The 20,029-nt window shown below is 71.1% G+C and carries 15 protein-coding genes; 11 read left to right on the forward strand and 4 right to left on the reverse strand.

Features of this window, described 5'->3' with window-relative positions:
* Positions 1-31 precede the first annotated feature (31 nt).
* Entirely contained in the window at positions 32-1,141 is a 1,110-nt protein-coding gene (locus tag DVK44_RS08230; protein WP_114659055.1) for a hypothetical protein, read from the forward strand.
* A gap of 51 nt (positions 1,142-1,192) precedes the next feature.
* The gene (locus tag DVK44_RS08235) at positions 1,193-2,062 is read left to right on the forward strand and encodes a DUF3592 domain-containing protein (RefSeq protein WP_114659056.1); all 870 of its coding nucleotides are present in this window, start codon (positions 1,193-1,195) and stop codon (positions 2,060-2,062) included.
* 35 nt (positions 2,063-2,097) lie between these two features.
* Here DVK44_RS08235 and DVK44_RS08240 read toward each other — a convergent pair whose 3' ends face one another.
* Positions 2,098-3,081: a LysR family transcriptional regulator gene (locus tag DVK44_RS08240; RefSeq protein WP_114659057.1), complete on the reverse strand. Its 984-nt coding sequence runs from the start codon at positions 3,079-3,081 to the stop codon at positions 2,098-2,100.
* Between the two features lie 149 nt (positions 3,082-3,230).
* On the opposite strand from DVK44_RS08240, the gene DVK44_RS08245 reads away from it, so the two are divergent.
* The 7 genes from DVK44_RS08245 to DVK44_RS08275 all read left to right on the forward strand — a co-directional run bounded on the left by DVK44_RS08245 (position 3,231) and on the right by DVK44_RS08275 (position 12,052).
* On the forward strand, positions 3,231-4,301 hold the full coding sequence (locus DVK44_RS08245) for an alpha/beta hydrolase (RefSeq protein WP_228447044.1): 1,071 nt from the start codon (positions 3,231-3,233) through the stop codon (positions 4,299-4,301).
* 104 nt (positions 4,302-4,405) lie between these two features.
* Positions 4,406-4,726: an SDR family NAD(P)-dependent oxidoreductase gene (locus DVK44_RS37860; RefSeq protein WP_408055300.1), complete on the forward strand. Its 321-nt coding sequence runs from the start codon at positions 4,406-4,408 to the stop codon at positions 4,724-4,726.
* Positions 4,727-5,639: 913 nt separating this feature from the next.
* On the forward strand, positions 5,640-7,625 hold the full coding sequence (locus tag DVK44_RS08255) for an AfsR/SARP family transcriptional regulator (RefSeq protein WP_114659058.1): 1,986 nt from the start codon (positions 5,640-5,642) through the stop codon (positions 7,623-7,625).
* A 363-nt stretch (positions 7,626-7,988) separates the two neighbouring features.
* Complete coding sequence (locus DVK44_RS08260; RefSeq protein WP_114659059.1) at positions 7,989-9,212, forward strand: iron-containing redox enzyme family protein; 1,224 nt, start codon at positions 7,989-7,991, stop codon at positions 9,210-9,212.
* Positions 9,209-9,652: a Rieske (2Fe-2S) protein gene (locus tag DVK44_RS08265; protein WP_114659060.1), complete on the forward strand. Its 444-nt coding sequence runs from the start codon at positions 9,209-9,211 to the stop codon at positions 9,650-9,652. Before DVK44_RS08260 ends, DVK44_RS08265 begins: the two co-directional genes overlap by 4 nt.
* Positions 9,649-10,740 (forward strand): 50S ribosomal protein L11 methyltransferase, encoded by a 1,092-nt coding sequence (locus DVK44_RS08270; RefSeq protein WP_114659061.1) that lies wholly within the window; start codon positions 9,649-9,651, stop codon positions 10,738-10,740. The genes DVK44_RS08265 and DVK44_RS08270 overlap by 4 nt, the downstream gene beginning before the upstream one ends.
* 4 nt (positions 10,741-10,744) lie before the next feature.
* Positions 10,745-12,052, forward strand: a complete 1,308-nt coding sequence (locus DVK44_RS08275; protein ID WP_162793719.1) for an APC family permease — start codon at positions 10,745-10,747, stop codon at positions 12,050-12,052.
* 748 nt (positions 12,053-12,800) lie between these two features.
* Here DVK44_RS08275 and DVK44_RS37590 read toward each other — a convergent pair.
* Complete coding sequence (locus tag DVK44_RS37590) at positions 12,801-12,926, reverse strand: hypothetical protein (protein ID WP_269439581.1); 126 nt, start codon at positions 12,924-12,926, stop codon at positions 12,801-12,803.
* A gap of 502 nt (positions 12,927-13,428) precedes the next feature.
* Here DVK44_RS37590 and DVK44_RS08285 point away from each other — a divergent pair.
* Positions 13,429-13,953, forward strand: coding sequence for a hypothetical protein (locus DVK44_RS08285; protein WP_114659063.1), 525 nt, complete (start codon positions 13,429-13,431; stop codon positions 13,951-13,953).
* A 15-nt stretch (positions 13,954-13,968) separates the two neighbouring features.
* On the opposite strand, the gene DVK44_RS08290 is transcribed toward DVK44_RS08285, so the two are convergent.
* Both DVK44_RS08290 and DVK44_RS08295 read right to left on the reverse strand, forming a co-directional pair.
* Positions 13,969-14,592: an SMI1/KNR4 family protein gene (locus DVK44_RS08290; RefSeq protein ID WP_114659064.1), complete on the reverse strand. Its 624-nt coding sequence runs from the start codon at positions 14,590-14,592 to the stop codon at positions 13,969-13,971.
* Positions 14,593-14,667: 75 nt separating this feature from the next.
* Positions 14,668-15,831: an acyltransferase family protein gene (locus DVK44_RS08295; RefSeq protein ID WP_114664994.1), complete on the reverse strand. Its 1,164-nt coding sequence runs from the start codon at positions 15,829-15,831 to the stop codon at positions 14,668-14,670.
* A 335-nt stretch (positions 15,832-16,166) separates the two neighbouring features.
* On the opposite strand from DVK44_RS08295, the gene DVK44_RS08300 reads away from it, so the two are divergent.
* Positions 16,167-19,949 carry an nSTAND1 domain-containing NTPase gene (locus tag DVK44_RS08300; RefSeq protein WP_114659065.1) on the forward strand — a complete coding sequence of 1,261 codons (3,783 nt, stop codon included), beginning with the start codon at positions 16,167-16,169 and terminating at the stop codon, positions 19,947-19,949.
* Positions 19,950-20,029: the final 80 nt, after the last annotated feature.

A 20,029-nucleotide genomic window follows, 5' to 3' on the forward strand; every position in this document is an offset into this window, starting at 1 on the left:
GACGTCGCCCATGAGGTGCAGAATCAGCCATATGACGATCGCCGCGGGCGCACCGCCCACGCACAGCACGCCTGCCGGTCTCGCTTTCGGGTTTTTGACGGGCGGGGTGATCGGGGCGTCGTTGACCGCCTTTATCGGTGGCTGTGTCGTGGGGAGGGCGCCGCTGATCATCACGGGCCTGGCCCTGCCGGCGGCGTACGGGCTGCTGTTCTTCCTGGGTACGCTGCCGCGCCGGCTTCGGGAGGCGGCTGTGGCGCCGTCCACGGCGCTGGCGGTGGTCGAGGACTTCGAGGCCATCGGGGGTGAGGGCAGCGATGTGCCGGTGCGGTTCGAGCTGTCCGTGGTGCCGGACGGCGCGCCCGGGTTCCGGGTCGAGTTCCGGCAGGCCGTCAACCTGGTGGAGCTGGCCGAATACCGGCCACGGAGTGTCGTGGTGGTGGAGTACCCGCCGGACCGGCCGTGGAAGACCCGGATCGTGCGCCGGCCCACGCCCGAGTGGGAGGAGCGGGCGGCCGGGGCCCAGGTGGATTCGGTGCCCGGTCCGGTCATGCGGAGCGAGACCTCGGACGGCTGCTTCGTCGGGTTCCTCAACCTGCTCGGGCTGCTGCTCGGCGTGGCCGCCGTACTCGTGTTCTTCCGCGCGGACCTGTTTGGCTCGTCCGGGACCGACAGCGGCGCGCCCGGGCCGTCCGTCTCCTCCTCGCCGTCCGCGTCGGCCACATCGTCCACCACCATTACGGTGACGTCGGCCACCGGCATGGTCACTCTCGGTCCCGGACAGTCGATGCTTGACAAGGGCGAACTGCGCAGAGCCGTCGAGTCGTTGACGCGCGGCGAGGACAAGCGCGAGGCGCTGACCGTGGTGGTGCAGGACCGCATGCTGACGGTCGTCTTCTCCCCCAGCGGTGTGCCGGCCGGCGGGTTCGACCCGAGGTCCCTGCCCTACGACCGTATTCCCGCTCTGGTGAAGGAGGCGGGGTCCGGTCCCGGTGCCGGGTCGCCGGAGGGCTGGCAGGTGACCGCCGACGGTGTCACCGGCGCGCTGCGGCTCCGGGTTGTGGTCACCGGTGGCGACGGCGGGGGTACGGGGGTACTGGAGGCGGACGGCCGGGGCAGAGTGCTCCAGCGCGACGGCGGTTGACCGGGGTCAAGCGGGGCTGGGCCGGGTTCGGTTGGGCTGGAGGAGGGGCGTATGGGGTGGGACGAGGCTCTGCTGCTGTGGTGCGGGGTGTGGGGGGTGGTGGCGCTGGCCGGGTTCGGTATGTCCGTGGCCGGGGTGACCAGGGAGCAGCGGACGGTGCGGCTGGTGGGCCGGATTGTGCGGGTGCGGGTGCCTGTGCACGGTGGTTCGCGGGCGGGTGGGGTGTCGGTGGTCGTCTCCTACCGTGATCCGGTCTCGGGCCGGGAGGTGACGGTGACGAACGACGGTGAGCGGGGGGATACGGTCGTGGTCGCGTGGGTGGGCCGGGAGATCGGGGTCGCCCATCTGCGGGGCAGGCCGCACGCGTACCGGTTCACCGGTGTGCCGCTGGAGCCCGGTCGCGGACTGTTCCTGCCGGGGGTCGCGGTCTTCCTCGTCTACGCGGGGCTGGTGGCCCTCGCCGCGGTCGCGTGGGGGTGGCCGTGGGCGCTGGTCGGGCTCGGCGGGCCGTGGGCGGTCTTCGGCACCGCGCATCTGCCCGGGGCGGTCCGTGCGAAGGACCGCCGTGTCGAGCGGCTGGCCGCGATGGACACCGTCCCGGGCAAGGTCGTCGCGGTCCTCAAGGACGTCACCGTCGACCAGGACGACGGCCACACCGCGACCACCCTCACCCCCGTCATCGAGTTCACCACCCGCGAGGGCACGGCCGTCACGGCCTACTGCACCACCCACCTCCCGGACCCCGCCCACGCACACGGCCGGGACCTCACCGTCCACTACACCCCCACCGACCCGGCCGACTTCACACTGAACCCCACCGCCGACCAGCACGCCGCACACCGCGAAATGATCTTCGACCTCACCGTATCCGCCACACTCGTGACGGCACTCATCACCGGGGTCACACTGCTGCTGCTCTGACACACTGCCACACTGCCGCGCTGGTGAACCCGGCCCTACGCCGCTCCGTCGCCCGCCGTCAGGTTGGCGGGGCCCGTGGGGTACGCGGCCTCGGGGTACGCGGCCTCCGCGACGGTGGTGGCTGTGCGGACGAAGGCGGCGATGGCCGGTGACCGGGACTCTCTCGGCCAGGCGAGGGCGAGGGTGAGCGGGGGGAGGTCGTCGACGGGGCGGTAGACGATGCCGGGGCGGGGGTGGCGGCGGGCTACGGACGCGGGCGGGAACCAGATGACGCTCCCCAGCTCGATGAGGCTGAAGATCTGCGCCAGGTCCATGATCCTCGGCCGGGCCGCGGCCAGCGGGGGCCCCGCATCGTCCGCCGGCTTCCGCTGCTGAGGGTCCCCAGCGCCGCCGACGCCGGTAAGGGGGTGGCCCTCCCGGTCGGCGGGCTTTCCGTCGGGCAGTGTCCGGCCGGCCAGGTCGGCCAGGCGCAGGCCCGGCCGGGCGGCCAGCGGATCGGTCGTCGCCAGGGCGACGAGCCGGGGCTCGGTCAGCAGCGGCTCGGCGTCCAGGCCCAGGGTGTCGAAGGGTACGGGCAGCAGCGCGATGTCCGCCCGGCCGCCGCGCAGTGCGGGCAGTTGCTCGCCCTTCCCGACCAGCATCAACTCGACCGGCAGCGCGGCCGTTTCGTGCCGGTACGCGGCGAGGATCCGCGGCAGGAGCCCGCCGTCGTAGTCCGCCTTCATCGCCAGCCGCAGTCCCGGATCGGGCCGGCCCGCGTGCTGGGCGCGCCGGACGGCCGCCGCGACGGTGTCGAGCACGGTACGGGCGTCACGGAGCAGGACCTCCCCGGCCGCTGTGAGCCTGACCTGACGGGTCGTCCGCTCCAACAGCGTGACGCCCAGCTGCCGTTCGAGGTCCCGGATGGCCCGCGACAGCGGTGGCTGCGCCATGTCCAGCCGCCGGGCCGCCCGCCCGAAGTGCAACTCCTCGGCGACGGTCACGAAATACCGGAGCTGTCGGACGTGCAGATCACTCATACCTTCACGGTATCAATCACGCGCGGATCGGTCCTTCAGGTCCACCCGGGTGCCGGGTTGACTGAGGTGCACCCCCCACCGGCCGGTCGGCCCCTTGATCCGAGCCCCGCTCCAGGTCGGCGTCGTAACAACACAAGGAGAATGCAGCTATGGGCGACCGTCCGAACAGGCGGCAGATGCTGGGTACCTCCATGGGCGCGGCGACCGCCCTCGGCCTCGCCGCGACGGGGGCGCTCACCGGCGCCCGGCCGGCCGCGGCGGCGGTGAGCGACCCCGGCGCGGGCGCGGCCAACTCCCCCGCGAGCGCCGCCGATTCCGAGGCGCTGCTCACGCAGTTCGCCGACGCGTTCAGCTTTACGCAGCGGTCCCCGATCCTCCACACGCCGGACGAGCACGGTCTCGACTACGAGGACATCACCTTCCCCGCCCGGGACGGAGTGCCGCTGGAAGGCTGGTTCATCCCCGCGCGCGGATCCGACAAGGTGATCATCGCCAACCACCCCATGGGGTTCAGCCGGTCGGGGCTGCCCTCCCATCTGGAGCCCTGGCGCTCACTGTGGGCGCCGAGCGGCAACGGGTTCGAGGTCGACCTCACCCCGGACCTCAAGATCCTCCACGACGCGGGCTACAACGTACTCACCTACGACCTGCGGAACCTGGGCCACAGCGGCGCCGCCAACGGAGGACTCGCGTCCAGCGGCATCTACGAGGCCAGGGACGTCGTCGGGTCGCTGGACTACGTACGCGGCCGTCGCGACACACGCCGTATGAAGATCGGGCTGTTCAGCCGGTGCCTGGGGTGCAGCTCCACATTCGCCGCGATGGCGCAGTTCCCCGAGGCGTTCGCCGGGGTGCGCTGTCTGGTCGGCCCTCAGCCCGTGACCGCGAAGACCATCCTCCAGCGGCGGCTGGCCATGATCGGTCTCCCCGACGAGATCGACCGGCTCGAACAGCTCATCATCATGCGTACGAGCATCGGCTTCGCGCGGCGGAGCCCGATCGACTGGGCGAAGAGCGTCAGCGTGCCGACGTTCCTCTACCAGGTGCGTGGCGATGTGCTCACCCTGCCGAGCGACGTGCAGACGATGTTCGACAACATCCCCGTCGCGCGGAAGAAGCTCCAGTGGATCGAGGGCACCACGGCACGCTGGGACGGCTACTTGGAGTTCCAGCGCCGCCCGGAGCCGATGCTCGAATGGTTCGCGGCGCACTTCGCCTGAGACCGCGCCCTGGCCTTCCACGGCTTGGCCTTCTCTCCGTCCCGCCGCCCAACTCGCGCGGCCGGATGCCGTGTTACACAGCAGCGCCCCGACGAAGGGACAGCATGAACATCGTCAACGTCAGCTCCGGCACAACGGTCCTCGCCCCGCCCGGAGTCGGCGCCTACGCCGCGTCCAAGTCGGCGGTGAACATGCTCAGCACCGTGGCGCGCAAGGAACTCGCCGCGATGGCATCGACGTCTCGCTCGTCCTGCCGTCCATCACCGCGACCGCGTTCGGCGGCGGGATCTTCCGTGACAGCGGCAATGTGCCGGCCGGTCTGGTCGCGCACAGCCCCGAGCAGCCGGAGTCCCGGCGGCCCCCGGAGCGTGACCGCCCCCCACCCTCGCAGTGACGAACGTCACAATCGAGCCCACGTCGACTGAAGGTAATAGTCCGTTCCGCCGAATGCTCGCGATTTCCCCAATGACGCACACATAAAGGGAAAGATTCCGCGACTCTCGGTCACCGGGAGATCGAATGGAGCGGACACGGCCCAGCATTTGGCTTCCCGCCGAGGTGTCGCGATAGGTACGTTCCTGGAGTGCCAGCGGGGGCGGCCGGTTCAACAGAGCATGGGTTACCGCATGGGTTACTGCATGGGTTACCGCATGGGTTCAAGATCCTCCCCGCGGCGTGGATAATTCGCACATTTACGGGGGCGACATGATCCATCCGGTACGACGATTTTGCAAGCCAGGCGCCAAGGCGCGGGGCACGTTTCGCGCGGCGGGCCCCCTCTCGGAGCCGCCCAGGCATTTCGTCCGCCAAGGGGCCGACGTCCCCCTTGGGGAATACAAGGAATTGCGTTACGGATCCGCCCGGCCGCGTACGGCGTGCGCCCGGATGCGCCTTGCGAACATGGCCATGGTGATCTCCACGGAGATCGCCATGGCCATCTTCAGGAACCCCGCCGAGCGCCGGAAGACAGCGGCCCGTCGATGTCTTCCCGCCGACACTCCGTACTGACGCCGACCCACGACGCCACGTTCATCGGAGAATGCCCCGCGTGACCTGCGGCTCCGCCGCTCGGGCAGCGCTCTGCGCTTCTGCGCTCCCGCGGTGTACTCCGGTTGGTACCGCCGTGGCCGCCGTAGCTGTCGACGTCCGCAGCGCTCTCTCGGCCGGTCTCCCGGCCGCCTCCGCCGCGCACGCGACCGCTCCTGGCTGAAGCCTGCCCCTGATCGCCGGTCCTGACACGGCTCGTACCCAACCACACATGCCCCCGAAGCCGCCCGCGAAACCAACCCCCCGGCCAACGTCCCCGGTCGTCAACTCCCACTCCTGGAAGGATGAGTCATGTCGGAACCGAGTCAACAAGGCTTCGCCGTCAATCTGCTTGGCCCCCTCCGCCTGCGAATGGGCCACCGCGAACTCACCGTGGGGCCGCCCAAACAGCAGGCCGTCCTGGCCCTGCTCGCCGGCCACCGGGGCGCCGTCGTCAGCCGCGCGCAGATCGTGGACGCGCTCTGGGGCACCGAAGCCCCCTCCTCGTCCGCCAACGCCGTACACACCTACGTCGCCGGACTGCGCCGTACCCTCGAACCCGACCGCGGCAGCCGGGACTCCGGCGCCTTCCTCGTCTCCCGGCCCGGCGGCTACGAACTCCGGCTGCCCGCCGAGGCCGTGGACTCCGCGGTGTTCGTGGACCGCTACCAAGGAGCCAGGAAGCTGGCCGCGGCCGGCGAGGCCACGGCCCTCGACCGCTTCGAGTCGGCGCTCGCGCTCTGGCGCGGTGAGGCCCTCGCGGGGATCCCCGGGCCGTACGCGGCGCTGGAGCGCACCCGGCTGCGCGAGCTGCGCTACGCCGCCACCGAGGGCTGGCTCGCCGGACTGATCGACGCCGGCCGGTACGAGGCCGCGATCGTCGCGTCCGCCGACGCCATCGCCCAGGAGCCGCTGCGCGAGCCACTGCGCCGCCTCAGCATGGTGGCGCTCTACCGGAGCGGCCGGGCCGCCCACGCGATCCGGGCGTACGACGAGACCAGGGCGCTGCTGCGGGAGGAGCTGGGGATAGACCCCGGCCCCGAGTTACGCGAGCTGCACCGACGCATGCTGGCCGGTGACCTGGCGGATGACCTGGCCCCCGGCCCCCGGCCGCCCCGCCAGTCCCCGGGACCCACCCCCGGCCCAACCCCGGCCTCACCGGCCCCCGTTCGGAGGTCCACGCCCGTACGCTGGTCGCCTCCCCATCAATTGCCCCCGGCGGCACGTGTTTTCGTGGGCCGGGACACGGAACTCCGTCATGCGCGAGGCGCGTTGATGGCGGACCCCGCCCGACCCGAAGGCCCGGCGCCGTTCCTGGTGATCGACGGTCCCGCCGGGGTCGGCAAGACCGCCTTCGCCCTTCAACTGGCTTACACCTGCGCGGAGTTCTACCCCGAGGGGCGGCTCCACGTCGACCTCCGCGGCACCCACCCCGCCGGGCCCCGCTCACCGGGCGACGCCCTCGCCTGCCTTCTGACCGGCCTCGGTATCGCCGCCGACCGGCTGCCGCGGGACGTCGAGGGCCGCAGCGCGCTCTACCGGGGTCTGATGCACGGCCGCCGTACGCTCCTGCTGCTCGACGACGCGCGCGACGCCGAGCAACTGCGGCCCCTCCTGCCGCCGGGGCCCTCCGCCGTGCTGGTCACCAGCCGCTGGCTACAGCGCGGGCTCCTGGCCCGGGAGGGTGCCCAGCGGATCGGGCTGAGCCCGCTGGACCGGCGGGCCGCGGTCGGCCTCTTCACCGGTCTGCTCGGCCCGGAGCGGTGTGCCGGCCAGAGCACGGAGATCGCCCTGCTCGCCGACTTCTGCGGGCGGCTGCCGCTGGCGATCCGTATCGCCGCCGGGACGCTGGTCGCCAACCCCTATCTGAGCCCGCGCGACCTGGCCCGGCGCTACGCGGACCCGCGGACGCGGCTCGACCACCTGAGCGTGGACGGGGACGCCGCGACCAGCGTCCGGGCCGCCCTCGACGCGAGCCACCGCACACTGCCGCCGGACGCCGCGCGTCTGCTGTGTGCCCTGGGCCGCTCGGGCACCACCACCACCGGCCCCTCCGCCGCCGCCGTACACACCGGCGGTGACACGGCCGCCGCCTGCCGCCAGCTGGACGTGCTCGCTGACACCGGGCTGCTGGAGCGCACCGGCCCCGACGCGTACCGGCTGGCGGAACTGGTCCGTATCTACGCGGCGGAACGCGCCGACGAGGCCGACCGGGCGGCCATGACCCTGCTGTCCCTGCCACTGCGCGGCGAGATCGGCCCCGGCCGCGGCCGGCCGGAAGCCCTGGCCGCCCGCTGACACCACGCTGACACCGCGCCCTTCCACACTGTGCTCGAACGAGTCCACGGGAAGGTGCCCCGGACACGCTTCAGAGCTTCTTCAGAGGTCTCGCGCACAATCCCGTCACGCACCCAACTTCAGGCCAACTGCCGTGGGCACATGCCCAAAGCGGTGGAGCGACGGAGGAGCATGATGTCCACCAGCACCAGTCCGGAGAGCGCCTACAGAAGCCCAACAGCCCCCGGAAGCAAGACCGCGACCGCCCCCGGGAGCCCAACTGCCCCCGGGAGCCTGCCTGACGACCGCGTTCGCTTCAGCCGCTTCTCCCAATTCCGCCCGACCAGCGCGCCGTTCATCAAGGACAACCCGTACCACCGCCCCTTGGACCCCGAGCGCGTCGCGGCGCTCGACTGGAGCCGGCCGATCACGGAGGAGACCTTCACCTCCGACCGCAGCCTGCTCGCCAACCGCCTGCTGATGAATGTGTACGAGAGCGATGCCCTTTTCCTGCCGGCCGCCGGACTGCGCAAGTTCGAGGCCGACTTCCACGCCTTCTACCACTCCGACAGCCGACGGGCGGGCGACCTCATCCGCCCCGAGACGGAGCGCTTCGCCTTCGGCTTCCTCGATGACACCGTCAGTGTGTCCGGGCAGTGGGACGAGGAAACCCTCCGCGCCCATCTGCGGCACGCCGTCGACCGCGCCAACAGCCCGGCCGTCCGGCCCGCCTTCGAGGCGATCCGCGCCGCGAAGAACCCCAAGGTCGCCGCCGGCAGCCAGATCGTGCAGATGGCGCTCGACGGGCTGACCGAGGCCACCGCGATGTCGCAGAACCTCGGCGGCGCCTTCGGCCCGGAGCAGAGCGAACTCTTCAAGATCTTCGTCGACGAGTTCGGCTACGGCGTCTTCCCCGCCAAACACAGCACCCTCTTCATGGACCTGTGCTCCAGCGTCGGCATGGCGACCACCTCGCACCACTACTGGTTCTTCTATCTGCCCAGCTCGATCGCCATCAACAACTACTTCTACTGGGCCACCCGCAACCGCACCGGTTTCTTCCGGTACATCGGTGCGATGGCCTTCCTGGAGGCCACTTTCGCGGCCTGGTTCGGCGACCTCACCAAGGTCTTCCGGGACGTGTACGGCGATACGGTCGACACGCGCTACTGCGACGAGCACGCCCATATCGACCAGCACCACGGCCGTATGGCCATCGACGACCTGCTCATCCCGCTCGCCCGCAAACACGGGCCCGTCGCCGTCAAGGGGCTGCTTCAGGGCGTCGAGGAGATCCAGTACCTCGACCGGCTCGCGGGCGCCGACCTGCTCCGCCAGATCACCTGGGACCCGGCGCTCTCCGGGACCCCCGAGGACGCCCCGGCCGGCGCGGTCGGTGAACTCGACGCCAACAGCGCCTTCGACACCCAGGTCGCCGCCGTCGACACCCGGCTGCGCGTACTGAGCGGCGAGGCGCTCCTCTACCACTCCGCCACCGACGACCCACTGCGGGTGCCGCAGGGCAGCAGTGTGCTCGTACCGGCAGGGCGTCTGTACGGTGTACGGGCGGAGAGCCGCGCCGAGATCGCCACCGGACCCGAGGCATGAGGCCCGCCGAAGGCGCCACGGCCCCGGCGGCACCCGCGGCCCCGGCAACGCACACAACACAAGCAGCCTCCACAACACGAGCGGCCCCCGCGGCCCGTACATCCACCACTCCGCCCCGTATCCGCGTCGAGTTCGACCGCTCCCGGCACAACGCGCTCATCGCCGGTGACGACATCTACTTCGCCATGGACCGCGGCAGGGCCGTCCATGTCCTCAGCAGCGCCTGCCCGCACCGGGGCGGCCCGCTGCACCTCGGTGACATCGAGGGGGAACGGCTGCGCTGCCCCTGGCACGGCAGCCTCTTCCCGGTCGGCCGGCTCTGCGACCGGTCCCACCCCGCCGTCCGCGTCGGGAGCACCGTCACGGTGTACCTCCCCGCGAGCGAGCACCCGCCCGTCCCCGTCCACACCATGGTGCGAGCAGGAGTGAGTGCGGCATGAACCTGACCGCCACAGAAGTCGCCACCGACAGTCTCGTCATCCCCCGTGAGCCCGTGGAGGCCACCGGACCGTCCGAGAAAGCCCTCGCCCTCGGTAACGAGGCGATGAGCCGGCGTCAGTACGAGCGCGCCTACGACCTGTTCAGCGCCGCGGCCCGCGCCGACGCCGGCGAGCGGCGCTTCCGCCGGGAGATCAACCGTGCCGTCCGCGCCCTGGTGCCCCGCTGGCACTTCGGCATGATGAACGACGCCGAACGCAACCAGGCGTACGCCCGCGCGATCGCGCGGAGCGTCGGCGCGGGGCAGTCCGTCCTCGACATCGGCACCGGCGCCGGACTGCTCGCCCTGCTGTCCGCCCGCTCCGGCGCGGACCATGTCGTCACCTGCGAAGGTGTCGACGTGGTCGCCGCCACCGCCCGCGAGATCGTCGAGCGGAACGGTTACGCGGAGACCATCACGGTGGTCTCCCGCCTCTCCACCGAGCTGCGTGTCGGCGTCGACCTGCCGCGGCGGGCCGATGTCCTGGTCACCGAGATCTTCGACTGCGCCCTGCTCGGTGAGTTCGCACTGCCCGCGCTCCAGCACGCGCGCCGCGAACTGCTCACCCCGGACGCGACGATCCTGCCCCGGTCGGCCCGGCTGTTCGCCCAGTTCGTGGAGAGTACGGAGCTGCACTCCCTCAACCACGTCGGGGAGGTGGAGGGCTTCGACTTCAGCCCGTTCACCTCCCTCAGCTCGCTGGAGTACTTCTCCACCGCCCTCGGCAACTACCGGCACCGGCCGCTGACCGACCCGGTGGAGATCTTCCGCTTCGACTTCGGCCAGGACATCGCGCCCGCGGCGCACACGGTGGCGGCCGTCCCGGCGGAGAGCGGCACCGCGCACGCCGTCGTCATGTGGTTCGAACTCGACCTCGCGGACGGCATCACTCTCTCCAACAGCCCTTCGGACCGGGGCTCCCACTGGAAACAGGCCATTCAGACCCTGCCGGAGCCCTGGAGACTGAATAAGCACTCCCCCGTCGAGTTCCGGGCCTCCCATGATGGGCAGCGCGTTCTGGTCAGCCCCACGATCACTACCCCCGGGTGAGGTAATGGCAGTCACGAATGAAGGACAGACCACCGAGGCCCAGCATCCGGGTTCCGAGCTGCACAAGACGCTGACCGTGCCGCGGGGCATCGGGGTCGCCACCGGCATGATCATCGGCAGCGGTCTGCTCGTGCTGCCCGGCCTCGCCTATGTCCAGGTCGGCTCCAGCGCCGTCTACGCCTGGCTGTCCGCCGCCGTCGTGGTCCTTCCCCTCCTCGTCATCTTCGCCCAGCTCGGCTCCCGTTACCCCACAGCGGGCGGCGTCCAGGGCTTCGCCCAGGCCGCGTTCGGCGCCCGGGGGTCCACCTGCGCGGCGGTGATCCTGATCGGCGCCTGCGCGTTCGGCGGGGCCGTGATGGCGATCAGCGGCGGCAACTACGTCGCGGCCCTCTTCGGCGCGAGCGGGGCCGGCGGCTGGGTGGCCCTCGGCTATCTGGTGGTCATCGGCCTGCTCCAGGCCGCCGGCTCCCGGCTGGCCGGCGGCATCCAGTCGGCCGTCACCATCGGGCTGCTGCTGCTCCTGGGCCTCGTCGCGTTCGCCCCGGTGATGGTCGACGCCGGCTCCCTCCAGGGGGCCGTGGCCGCGCCCAGCGCCTGGCTGTCCGCGATGCCGGCCGTCGGCCTGGTGTTCTTCGCGTACACCGGCTGGGAACTGGTCGCCTCGACCGCGGAGGAGTACCGCAACCCCAAGCGCGACTTCCCGCTCGTCATCGGCATCACCTTCGCGATCGTCGTCGCGCTGTACATCGGCATCTCCCTGGCCGTGCAACTGGTCGTCGCCCCCGGCGACCCCCTGCTCGGGGAAGCCCCGGTGGTCGCCGTACTCCAGGAGGCCCTGGGCGACGCCAGCGGCCGGGTCGCCGCGGCCCTGGGCGCCGCGATCATCTTCGCCACGCTCATGGGCGGCACCTGGGCCACCTCCCGCATCGTCTACGCGACCGCCCGGGACCGCCTCCTGCCCGCCGTACTCACCCACGTGGACGCCCGCTCCGGCGCCCCCCGCCCGGCGGTACTGCTCTCGGTCCTCATGTTCGGCGCGGTGGTCCTCGCCCACTCACTGAAACTGATCAGCCTGACCCTGGTGGTGGAGCTGTCCACCGTCAACTTCGTCATCGGCTACGCGATCTCCGTACTCAGCTACGCCAAACTCTACCGACGCCCCGCCCAACGCCTCCTGGCCGTCATCGCCGGCCTACCGGTCCTGGCGATGCTGGCCGGCTTCGGCTGGGTCCTGCTCTACCCCACAGCCCTCCTGGCCTTCGCGGCCCTGGTACACCACACCCGCCAACGCCGCCGGCCCGCTACTGGCTAGGGGCGGTCGTTGTCGATGAGGTCGTGCTGCCTGGCTCTGTTGACTTCTTCGTGCATTCGATTTATCAGGCGATCGATTTCGCGCCACGCAGTTTCATTTACACGCGCGGCCGCGTCGTCATGCCGCCACCTGTCGATGGTGCTCTCACCGACGACGCCCGCTCGACGCCGATGCCACCGAAGTCCGCGTTGAGGAGATGCCCGGCGACAAAAGTTTCGTTGGAGTAGTAAGCACGTGCGGCATCGATGGCCGGGGGAAGCCGGGGGGTGGCGTCCGACCCACGGCCCGAGTAGCCGTACGGTCCCAGAGTCGCGGTGGCGCGGGTCCCACCCCCGTTTGTGCCACGGGCGGCGTAGTACGTCGGAGGGGCGAGGTACACAGCGTGCCGCAGCTCCGCGACATTGACCGGTATCCGCCGTCGCGGCCGCTCCACGACGGCCGGGGTGCCGCCGCCCCCGTAGCCACCGCCTCCGCCTCCGTAGCCGCCTCCGCCGTAGCCACCACCTCCGCCTCCGTAGCCGCCTCCGCCGTAGCCGCCACCACCGCCGTATCCGCCGCCCCCGTACCCGCTTCCGCCGCCGCCTCCGTAGCCGTATCCGCTGGTGTAGGAAATGTTCCTGCTACTGGAACCCCCACCCCCGTACCCGCCCCCGTACCCGTACGGGTCATATCCGCTGCGCTGCACGACATACCCGGGGGCTCTGTGGTCACTTGCCGACTCCGCCGGGGCCCGCTGCACCGAATCGGTCTACGATGCGGGACCGGAGGGCACCTGCTGGACGGTGTCCTCCCGCCCAACGCCGCCCTCGCCACGCTGCGCCAAGTCCCGGACAGCGGCCGCGTTGCCGGCCGCCCGCTGCAACTGCTCGATCATCGCCGCGTCCATCGGCCCGCCACGGTGGACGGCATTGACAGGGGACGCACTCTGAGCAGCGCCTCCCCTGTCCCGCTTGTCCCTCTCCCCGGTACGCCGCCCTCTTCCCATATCCCGCATAGCCCGCGCTCGTCCCCTCGATCGACGATCCCGCTTCCCGGTCAGTCTCCGACCACGACCGCGCCCCGGGCAATCGGAACGGAGGGCACGATTTCCGGCTTCGGGGGCAGCGATCAGAGTGCCGATGGCATAAACGTGCTGGACTTCCGCACGACCGGCACATATGAGCAGTGGACGACATCCAGGACGGGCAATTGCTCGCGGTACGGCCGGCGCCAGAAGGCGGCCCTGGAAAACCAGCCGAGTTATGCATACAAGGCAGTACGTGACCTCGCGCAAAACATTAGCAACTGAAGGCCCCAGACCCCCCCTATCGTGAAGCGATCACCACTACGCCGACCCGGCTCAGGAGCCGCGTGATCACTGCTGGAGGATGTGGCGCATGCAGTCGTTGATCACCGCCATCCGGGAGAACGAAGACGCCTCCCGCTATCTGGCATGGCCGGCCGACTTCGATCTGGACCGGGGCGACCACTGCGAGGACGTCCACCTTGCCTCGGGCGCCCCACTGGACGGCTTCGCCGGTGACGGAGCCGGCGGCACGTACTTCTTCTGCGGCGAGGGCGGCGAGGAACGCCCGGTGCTGTACGCGGACTCCGAGGGCGGCGCGGCTCTTGTCGCAGTCGGCCTGACGGAGCTGCTGCGGCTCCTGCTGGTCGCCCCCTGGTGGCATGACTGCCGCTCCTTCACCACGGACGAGAGCACCGAGCTGGCCGCCGAGTATCTGGTGAACACACCTGACCTGGCAGCACGACGTGCCCGCGCGGCCACCGCGCTCGGCCTCGACCTACCCACAACGGCCGACGCCCTGGCCCGCCTCCGTAAGGTCGCCACGGAAGCGGGCGAAGGGTTCGTCCTGATCTTCACACCGGAGAACAAGCCCTACGAACCGCTGATCCCCAGCTGAGCGACTCAGACCCGTTCACCAGCCGACCAGATCCATGGAACTTCGCGCGAGCCAGTCCGTGAACGACACAGGCTGACCGTCAAGGTTCAGAGGAAGGATCTGGTCGCAGGTGGCCCGGCCGTCGAACCACAGTGAGCCCCGGTGCGGACCGGTGACAACGAGCAGGGTGGCGAAGCCACAGCCGTTGTCCTGGATGAAAACAGCGCCGGACGTCTTGCGCTCCTGGAACACCTCGTACTCGGCGTCCCACTGCTGCCATGCCGCTCGGTACGTGTGGTGGTCCGGGAATGCCGGTGCCAGCGGCTCGCGCGCGTCCAGTTCCTGCTCGTAGGCACGGTAGGAGTCGGGATGAGGGAAGTCAGCAGTGAGCAGGTCGTAGTTGGTACGTGAGTCCCCCTGCCACCCCCAGCCTGCCGGCGATCGGCGTAGGCGCTTCATCGCGCCGCCGGCGCTCTCCCGGAGCAAGTGCGCTCGGTACTGGTCCGGGAATGTGATGCCCAGCTCCGCCTCCGCTTCGCGGATCTCCGCTTCGGACAGCGGCGGCGGGGAAGCGCCCTGGCTCGCGGATAGACGGGGCAGGTCGCCGCAGCGCCGGCCCCTGGCCAATTGCCTGGCTTCCGCTGTCCAATCGATCGCCATACAGATGAGGGTAGACCGCGCGATCCGTGAGGACTCTGCCGTCGCATTGATGCGCGCCGCCGGCTCGGCGGCTGCTCACGGTGGCATACGGCGTGCCAGCCTGCGGCCCAGGGTCTGGCACGGCGCTTCGATGTAGCGGTAGGTCAGTAGGCACAGGGGCAGCAGCACGGCGAAGAACGCGGCTTCGAGTGCGGGATTGTCCTGCCGCCGTCGGCCGGTCGTGCTGTCGATGACCGCCAGCAGTACGGGATGCACCAGGTAGACCGAGTAGCTGATCGTGCCCAGTCCGGTCAGCGTCCGCGGCATGCGCCGGCGGCGCGAGGCCAGTCCCGCGCCGAAGGTGAGCACAGCCAGCAGGAACGCGACGATCCAGCCGCGCCGGGTGAAGTGGTAGCCGTCGCCGTACCGGTACGCGCTCCCCACGGCGCAGGCGACCACCACGCCGGCGGTGGCCGCCGCACAGCGCCAGGCGGTCTGACCGTTCTCGGCGCGGTGGACGGCAGTGCCGAGGAACATCACGGCGAGGATCGCCAGGCCCTCCCACAACGGAACCGTGCCGTTGAACGGGACCAGGACGAGCGCCGTCACCCCGCCCAACACGCCGCCGAATACGCGGAGTACGTGCGAGCCCGCGCTCGCACAGCAGATGGCGACCACCATGGCGGTCGAGGCACACACGATCAGCGGACCGGTGCCGGCCAGGCCGGACAGGGCAGAGGCCGGCAGCACCGCCCCTGCCGTCACGCTCACAACGCCGAGCACGGCGAGCGCGGCAAGGACGACCGCGACCGCCGCCGACCGCTGGTGAAGACGGACCGTGAAGAGAGCGACGCACAGCAGATAGAAGGACATCTCGTAGGAGAGCGTCCACAGGACGAGCAGAAGATTGGGTGTCCCCAGTAACTCCTGGAGCATGGTGGCGTGGGCTACCGCCACGGTGACAGCGCTCTGCCGGCCGAAGTCACGCGACTCCACCATGCCCAAGAGGCCGGCGCCGAGGAACACAGCGACCACAGCCGCCCACAGCGGGTACACACGGAAGACGCGGCCGATCCAGAACGTACGGACGCAGCCCCCGCGCTCCAGGGACGCGGGGATGACATAGCCGCTCACCAGGAAGAACACCATGATGCCGTAGCGGCTGGTGTTGAAGTGCGGCATCAGCTCCCCCCGGAAGTCGGCCATGAAGGTGTACGACGAGTGGTCGAACACCACGACCAGTGCGGCGATGCCGCGCAACGCGTCCAGCCAGCCCCACCGCGCGCCCTGCCGCGCGCCCCGCCTCGGTCCCCACCGCGCGCCCCACCGCGACGGACCGGCCGCCGCGGACTCGGTCCTGGTCCTGGTCCTGGTCCTCTGCACTGGTTCGTTCCTTCCGGTGCGCCGCGACCTGCGCGCTCCCCGCGGCTCAGCTCTCCGCGCCGCTCTCCTCACCGAGTTCAGCGGCCGGAGCATTGTTCGGCAGCACCGTTCCGGCGGCCGAACAATGAGACGGGCCGCGCCCCTTCGCGTGTCATGGATGTGCGTCGATTGGCTGCCCGCGCCGACGCGGGGCGGCCGGAGGGGGTGAAGGTGTGGCGGGGCGTCGTGAGGTGCCGGTGGATCCGGCGGCGGGGCCGGTACAGCGGTTCGCGTGCGACTTGCGCGATCTGCGGGCCGGGGCGGACGGAATCACCTACCGGTCGCTGGCCCGGCGGGCGGGCTACTCGGTGACCACGCTGTCGCGGGCCGCGGCGGGCGAGCAGCTGCCGACCCTGCCGGTGGCCCTGGCCTATGCGGGGGCGTGCGGGGGCGACCCGGCGGAATGGGAGGCCCGCTGGCAGAAGGCCGCGGAGGAGTCCGCCGGCAACGGCACTCGGGCCGACGACGCGGCACTCGCGCCGTACCGGGGGCTGGCCCGGTTCGAGACAGGGGACAGCGGCCTGTTCTTCGGACGGGAGCACCTCACCGCCGACCTGGTCGACCTGCTGCGCCGCCGGCGGTTCGCGGCGGTCTTCGGCCCCTCCGGCAGCGGCAAGTCCTCTCTGCTGCGGGCCGGCCTGATCCCCGTACTCCAGCACGCTCAGGAGCCGGACCTGCGTCCGGCCGCGATCCGGATCCTGACGCCGGGGGCACGCCCCGCCCGCGGCCACGCGGCCCTTCTGACACCCGCGCTTCCCCGCGCCGGCGACGCCGCCTCCGTAGCCGGGACGGACACGTTTGTGATCATCGACCAGTTCGAGGAGGTCTTCACCCTCTGCCACGACGCGGCCGAGCGCGCTCGCTTCATCGATCTGTTGCTGACGGCCCGGCGGCCCGAGAGCCGCCTGCGCGTGCTGCTGGCGGTGCGCGGCGACTTCTACGGCCGCTGCGCCGAACACCCCGGCCTGGCCGACGCGCTGCGCGATGCCAACCTGCTGGCCGGCGCGATGAGCCAGGCGGAGCTGCGCGACGCCGTCGTCAAGCCGGCCACGGCCGCCGGGCTGACCGTGGAACGCGCCCTCACCACCCGGCTGGTCAAGGAGGTCACCGACGCGCCGGGCGGGCTGCCGCTGCTGTCCCACGCGTTACTGGAGACCTGGCGTCGCCGCCGTGGCAAGACACTGACCATGGCGGGGTACGAGGCGGCCGGCTGCCTGGACGGCGCGATCGCCAGGACCGCCGAGAGGGTCTACGGCGGATTCACCGAGGACCAGGCGGCCACCGCCCGCCGCGTGCTGCTCCGCCTGGTCGCCCCCGGCGACGGCACCCCCGACACCCGCCGTCCCGTCAAGCGTGCGGAACTGCCCACTACCGGCCGGGACGACACCGCCCAGGTGATGGAGGCACTCGCGCGGGCGCGGCTGCTCGCCCTGGACGGCGATACGGTCGAGATGGCCCACGAGGCCCTGATCACGGCCTGGCCCCGGCTGCGCGAGTGGACCGGGGAAGACCGTGAGCGCCTGCGTGTGCACCGGAACCTGACCGAGGCCGCCCACACCTGGCGGGAACTGGGGCACGAAAAGGAGTCTCTGTACCGAGGAAGCAGGCTCGCCGCCGCCCAGGAACACTTCGGCGGCGCACCGCGCGAGGACCTGACCGATACGGAGCACGCTTTCCTCGACGCCAGTCGCGACCACGAGCGGAAGGGCCGTCGCCGCTCCCGTCTGGTGCTCACCGCGGTCACCGCCGCCCTGTGTCTCGCCCTCGTCGCCGCCGGCCTGGCCGTGGGGCAGTGGCGGAGCGCGGTCAGCGCCCAAGAGCTGGCCCAGTCCCGGCAACTGGCCGCCCAGTCCGGCGCGTTGCTGGACTCCGAGCCCGATCTCGCCTCACTGCTCGCTGTCCACGCCTACCGGACCAGTCCGACCCGCGAAGCCGCCGCCGCCCTGTACGCCGCCGCGGCGCTGCCGCTGCGCAAGACCCTGACCGGCGGCACCCAGCCCGTGGGTTCCCTCGCGCTCAGCCCGGACGGACACACCCTTGCCACCCACAGCCGGGACGGCAAGGTACGGGTCTGGAATCTGCCGGGAGGCCGGCTCCGGCACACGCTCACAGCGGGAGACCTCGGTGAAGTCGCGGCGTTCAGCCCCGACGGACGCACCCTCGCCGTCGCTGCCCTCGATGGCACCGACTGGGTCATCGCCCTGTGGGATCCCGTCACCGGCAGGAAACTCAGAGACTTCGCCGTCCCCGACGGTTCGGTACGCGAAATGGCCTTCAGCCCGGACAGCCGCACCATGGCCGCCACCTCCCCCTCGGTCGTACGGGTGTGGGACGTGGCCACGGGCCGCACCCTGCACAGCTTCACCAGCCACCCCGACCCGCTGACGGTCGCCTTCGGCCCGGACGGCCGTACGGTCGCCACGGTGGGCCACGGCGGAGAAGTGCGGGTGTGGGATACGGCCACCGGCCGCACCCGGACCGCTCACGACAGCGAATCCGGGGGCAGGGCGGTGGCGTTGAGCCCTGACGGCAGAACCTACGCGGTGGTCCGCGCCGATGGTCCCGTGCAACTGCGGGAGACGGCCACCGGCATGGTCCGGCGCACCATCAGGGACGTTCCCATCGGATTGAACGAGGTGACTTTCGCCCCGGACGGCCGCACCCTCGCCACCCTGGGCCCCGGGGACACCGTCCAGCTGTGGGACACCGCCTCCGGCGCCCCGCAGGCCACCGTGACCGCCGGTCACCACGGCCGGGGAATCATGAGAGTGGCCCTGGGCGCGGACGGCCACACCCTTGTCACCAGCAGCAATCTGGACCCCGCCGTCCGCGTCCACCGCCTGTCCGCCGACCGCTCACGGACCACTCCGCCGGGCCAGACCACCACCTATATCGCCGGCATGGCGTTCAGTCCGGACGGACGCACGATGGCCACGGTTCGCCAAGGGCCGCCCGGCGGTGGATCGGCGCAGCTCTGGGACGTCAGGACCGGTGATCGCGAAGCCACACTGACGCTCGACTCCGGGTCCAACTCCGCCTTCGACCTCGACTCCGACCTTGCCCCCAACTCCGACTCCGACTCCAACTCCCACTCCGACCCGTCGCTCCGGAAGAAGCAGCCGCTCGTCATGGCGTCGCGCCTCGGTGCTGTGGGGTTCAGCCCGACCGGGCGCGCCCTGGCCGCCAGGGCCGTCAAGAACGGGGTGATCGAGGTACGGGACCTCGCCACCGGCCGGCTTCGCCAGAGCCGTGCCCTGGACTCCACCGACACGGCGGTCTTCAGTCCCGACGGAACACGGCTCGCCGTTGTCGGCATGAAGGGGTCGGTACAGATCTGGCACCTCTCCACCGGCGCGCTGCACACCGTCCACACCGGCCACGGCCAATCCGTGAGGACCATCGCGTTCACCCCGGACAGCCGCACACTCGCCGTCGTGGACATCGAGGCCAACGGCGAACAGATCACACTGCTCGACGCCGAGACGGGCCGCACACAGCACACCATCGACCCGGACACCCGGAGCCCGCTGTCCCTCGCGTTCAGCCCGGACGGGCACACCCTGGCGACCGTGAGCAGCAGAAACGGGGTCGTCAAGACATGGGACACGCGCACCGGTCGGCTCCAGGGCGGCTTCAGTCTCAGCGCTGAAGCCGCGTCGCCGGCCTTCAGCCCCGACGGACGCACCCTGGCGGCGAGCAGCCTGAGAGGAATCCAGCTGTGGGATCTCGCCACCGGCCGCCCGAGAATCACCCTGCCGCCCCGCTCACTCGCAGCACTGGCGTTCAGCCCGGACGGACGGACCCTGGCCATCAGCACGGGCAGCTCCGTCCAGCTGAGAAGCATCGACCTGCCCGACCCCGCCCACGCGATCCGTAGCATCTGCGAGGCCATCGGCACCGGCCGTACCGCCCCGGAGCAGCCCCCGGAGACCGGCTGCCGGTCAGCCGCTCGATGAGTTGACGGCAACGGAGTTGACGGCCGCGATCCCGTCGGCGACGACCAGCGGCATCAGCGCGTGAGGAGCCCGGCATTCTT

It is taken from the genome of Streptomyces paludis (genome assembly GCF_003344965.1).
GTDB lineage: Bacteria > Actinomycetota > Actinomycetes > Streptomycetales > Streptomycetaceae > Streptomyces > Streptomyces paludis.

What these genes read in the sequence shown, in the direction of transcription:
- DVK44_RS08230 (WP_114659055.1), top strand. Translation starts at nt 32, where the DNA reads ATGACGATCGCCGCGGGCGCACCGCCCACGCACAGCACGCCTGCCGGT.
- DVK44_RS08235 (WP_114659056.1), top strand. Translation starts at nt 1,193, where the DNA reads ATGGGGTGGGACGAGGCTCTGCTGCTGTGGTGCGGGGTGTGGGGGGTG.
- DVK44_RS08240 (WP_114659057.1), bottom strand. Translation starts at nt 3,081, where the DNA reads ATGAGTGATCTGCACGTCCGACAGCTCCGGTATTTCGTGACCGTCGCC.
- DVK44_RS08245 (WP_228447044.1), top strand. Translation starts at nt 3,231, where the DNA reads ATGGGCGACCGTCCGAACAGGCGGCAGATGCTGGGTACCTCCATGGGC.
- DVK44_RS37860 (WP_408055300.1), top strand. Translation starts at nt 4,406, where the DNA reads ATGAACATCGTCAACGTCAGCTCCGGCACAACGGTCCTCGCCCCGCCC.
- DVK44_RS08255 (WP_114659058.1), top strand. Translation starts at nt 5,640, where the DNA reads ATGTCGGAACCGAGTCAACAAGGCTTCGCCGTCAATCTGCTTGGCCCC.
- DVK44_RS08265 (WP_114659060.1), top strand. Translation starts at nt 9,209, where the DNA reads ATGAGGCCCGCCGAAGGCGCCACGGCCCCGGCGGCACCCGCGGCCCCG.
- DVK44_RS08270 (WP_114659061.1), top strand. Translation starts at nt 9,649, where the DNA reads ATGAACCTGACCGCCACAGAAGTCGCCACCGACAGTCTCGTCATCCCC.
- DVK44_RS08275 (WP_162793719.1), top strand. Translation starts at nt 10,745, where the DNA reads ATGGCAGTCACGAATGAAGGACAGACCACCGAGGCCCAGCATCCGGGT.
- DVK44_RS37590 (WP_269439581.1), bottom strand. Translation starts at nt 12,926, where the DNA reads ATGATCGAGCAGTTGCAGCGGGCGGCCGGCAACGCGGCCGCTGTCCGG.
- DVK44_RS08285 (WP_114659063.1), top strand. Translation starts at nt 13,429, where the DNA reads ATGCAGTCGTTGATCACCGCCATCCGGGAGAACGAAGACGCCTCCCGC.
- DVK44_RS08290 (WP_114659064.1), bottom strand. Translation starts at nt 14,592, where the DNA reads ATGGCGATCGATTGGACAGCGGAAGCCAGGCAATTGGCCAGGGGCCGG.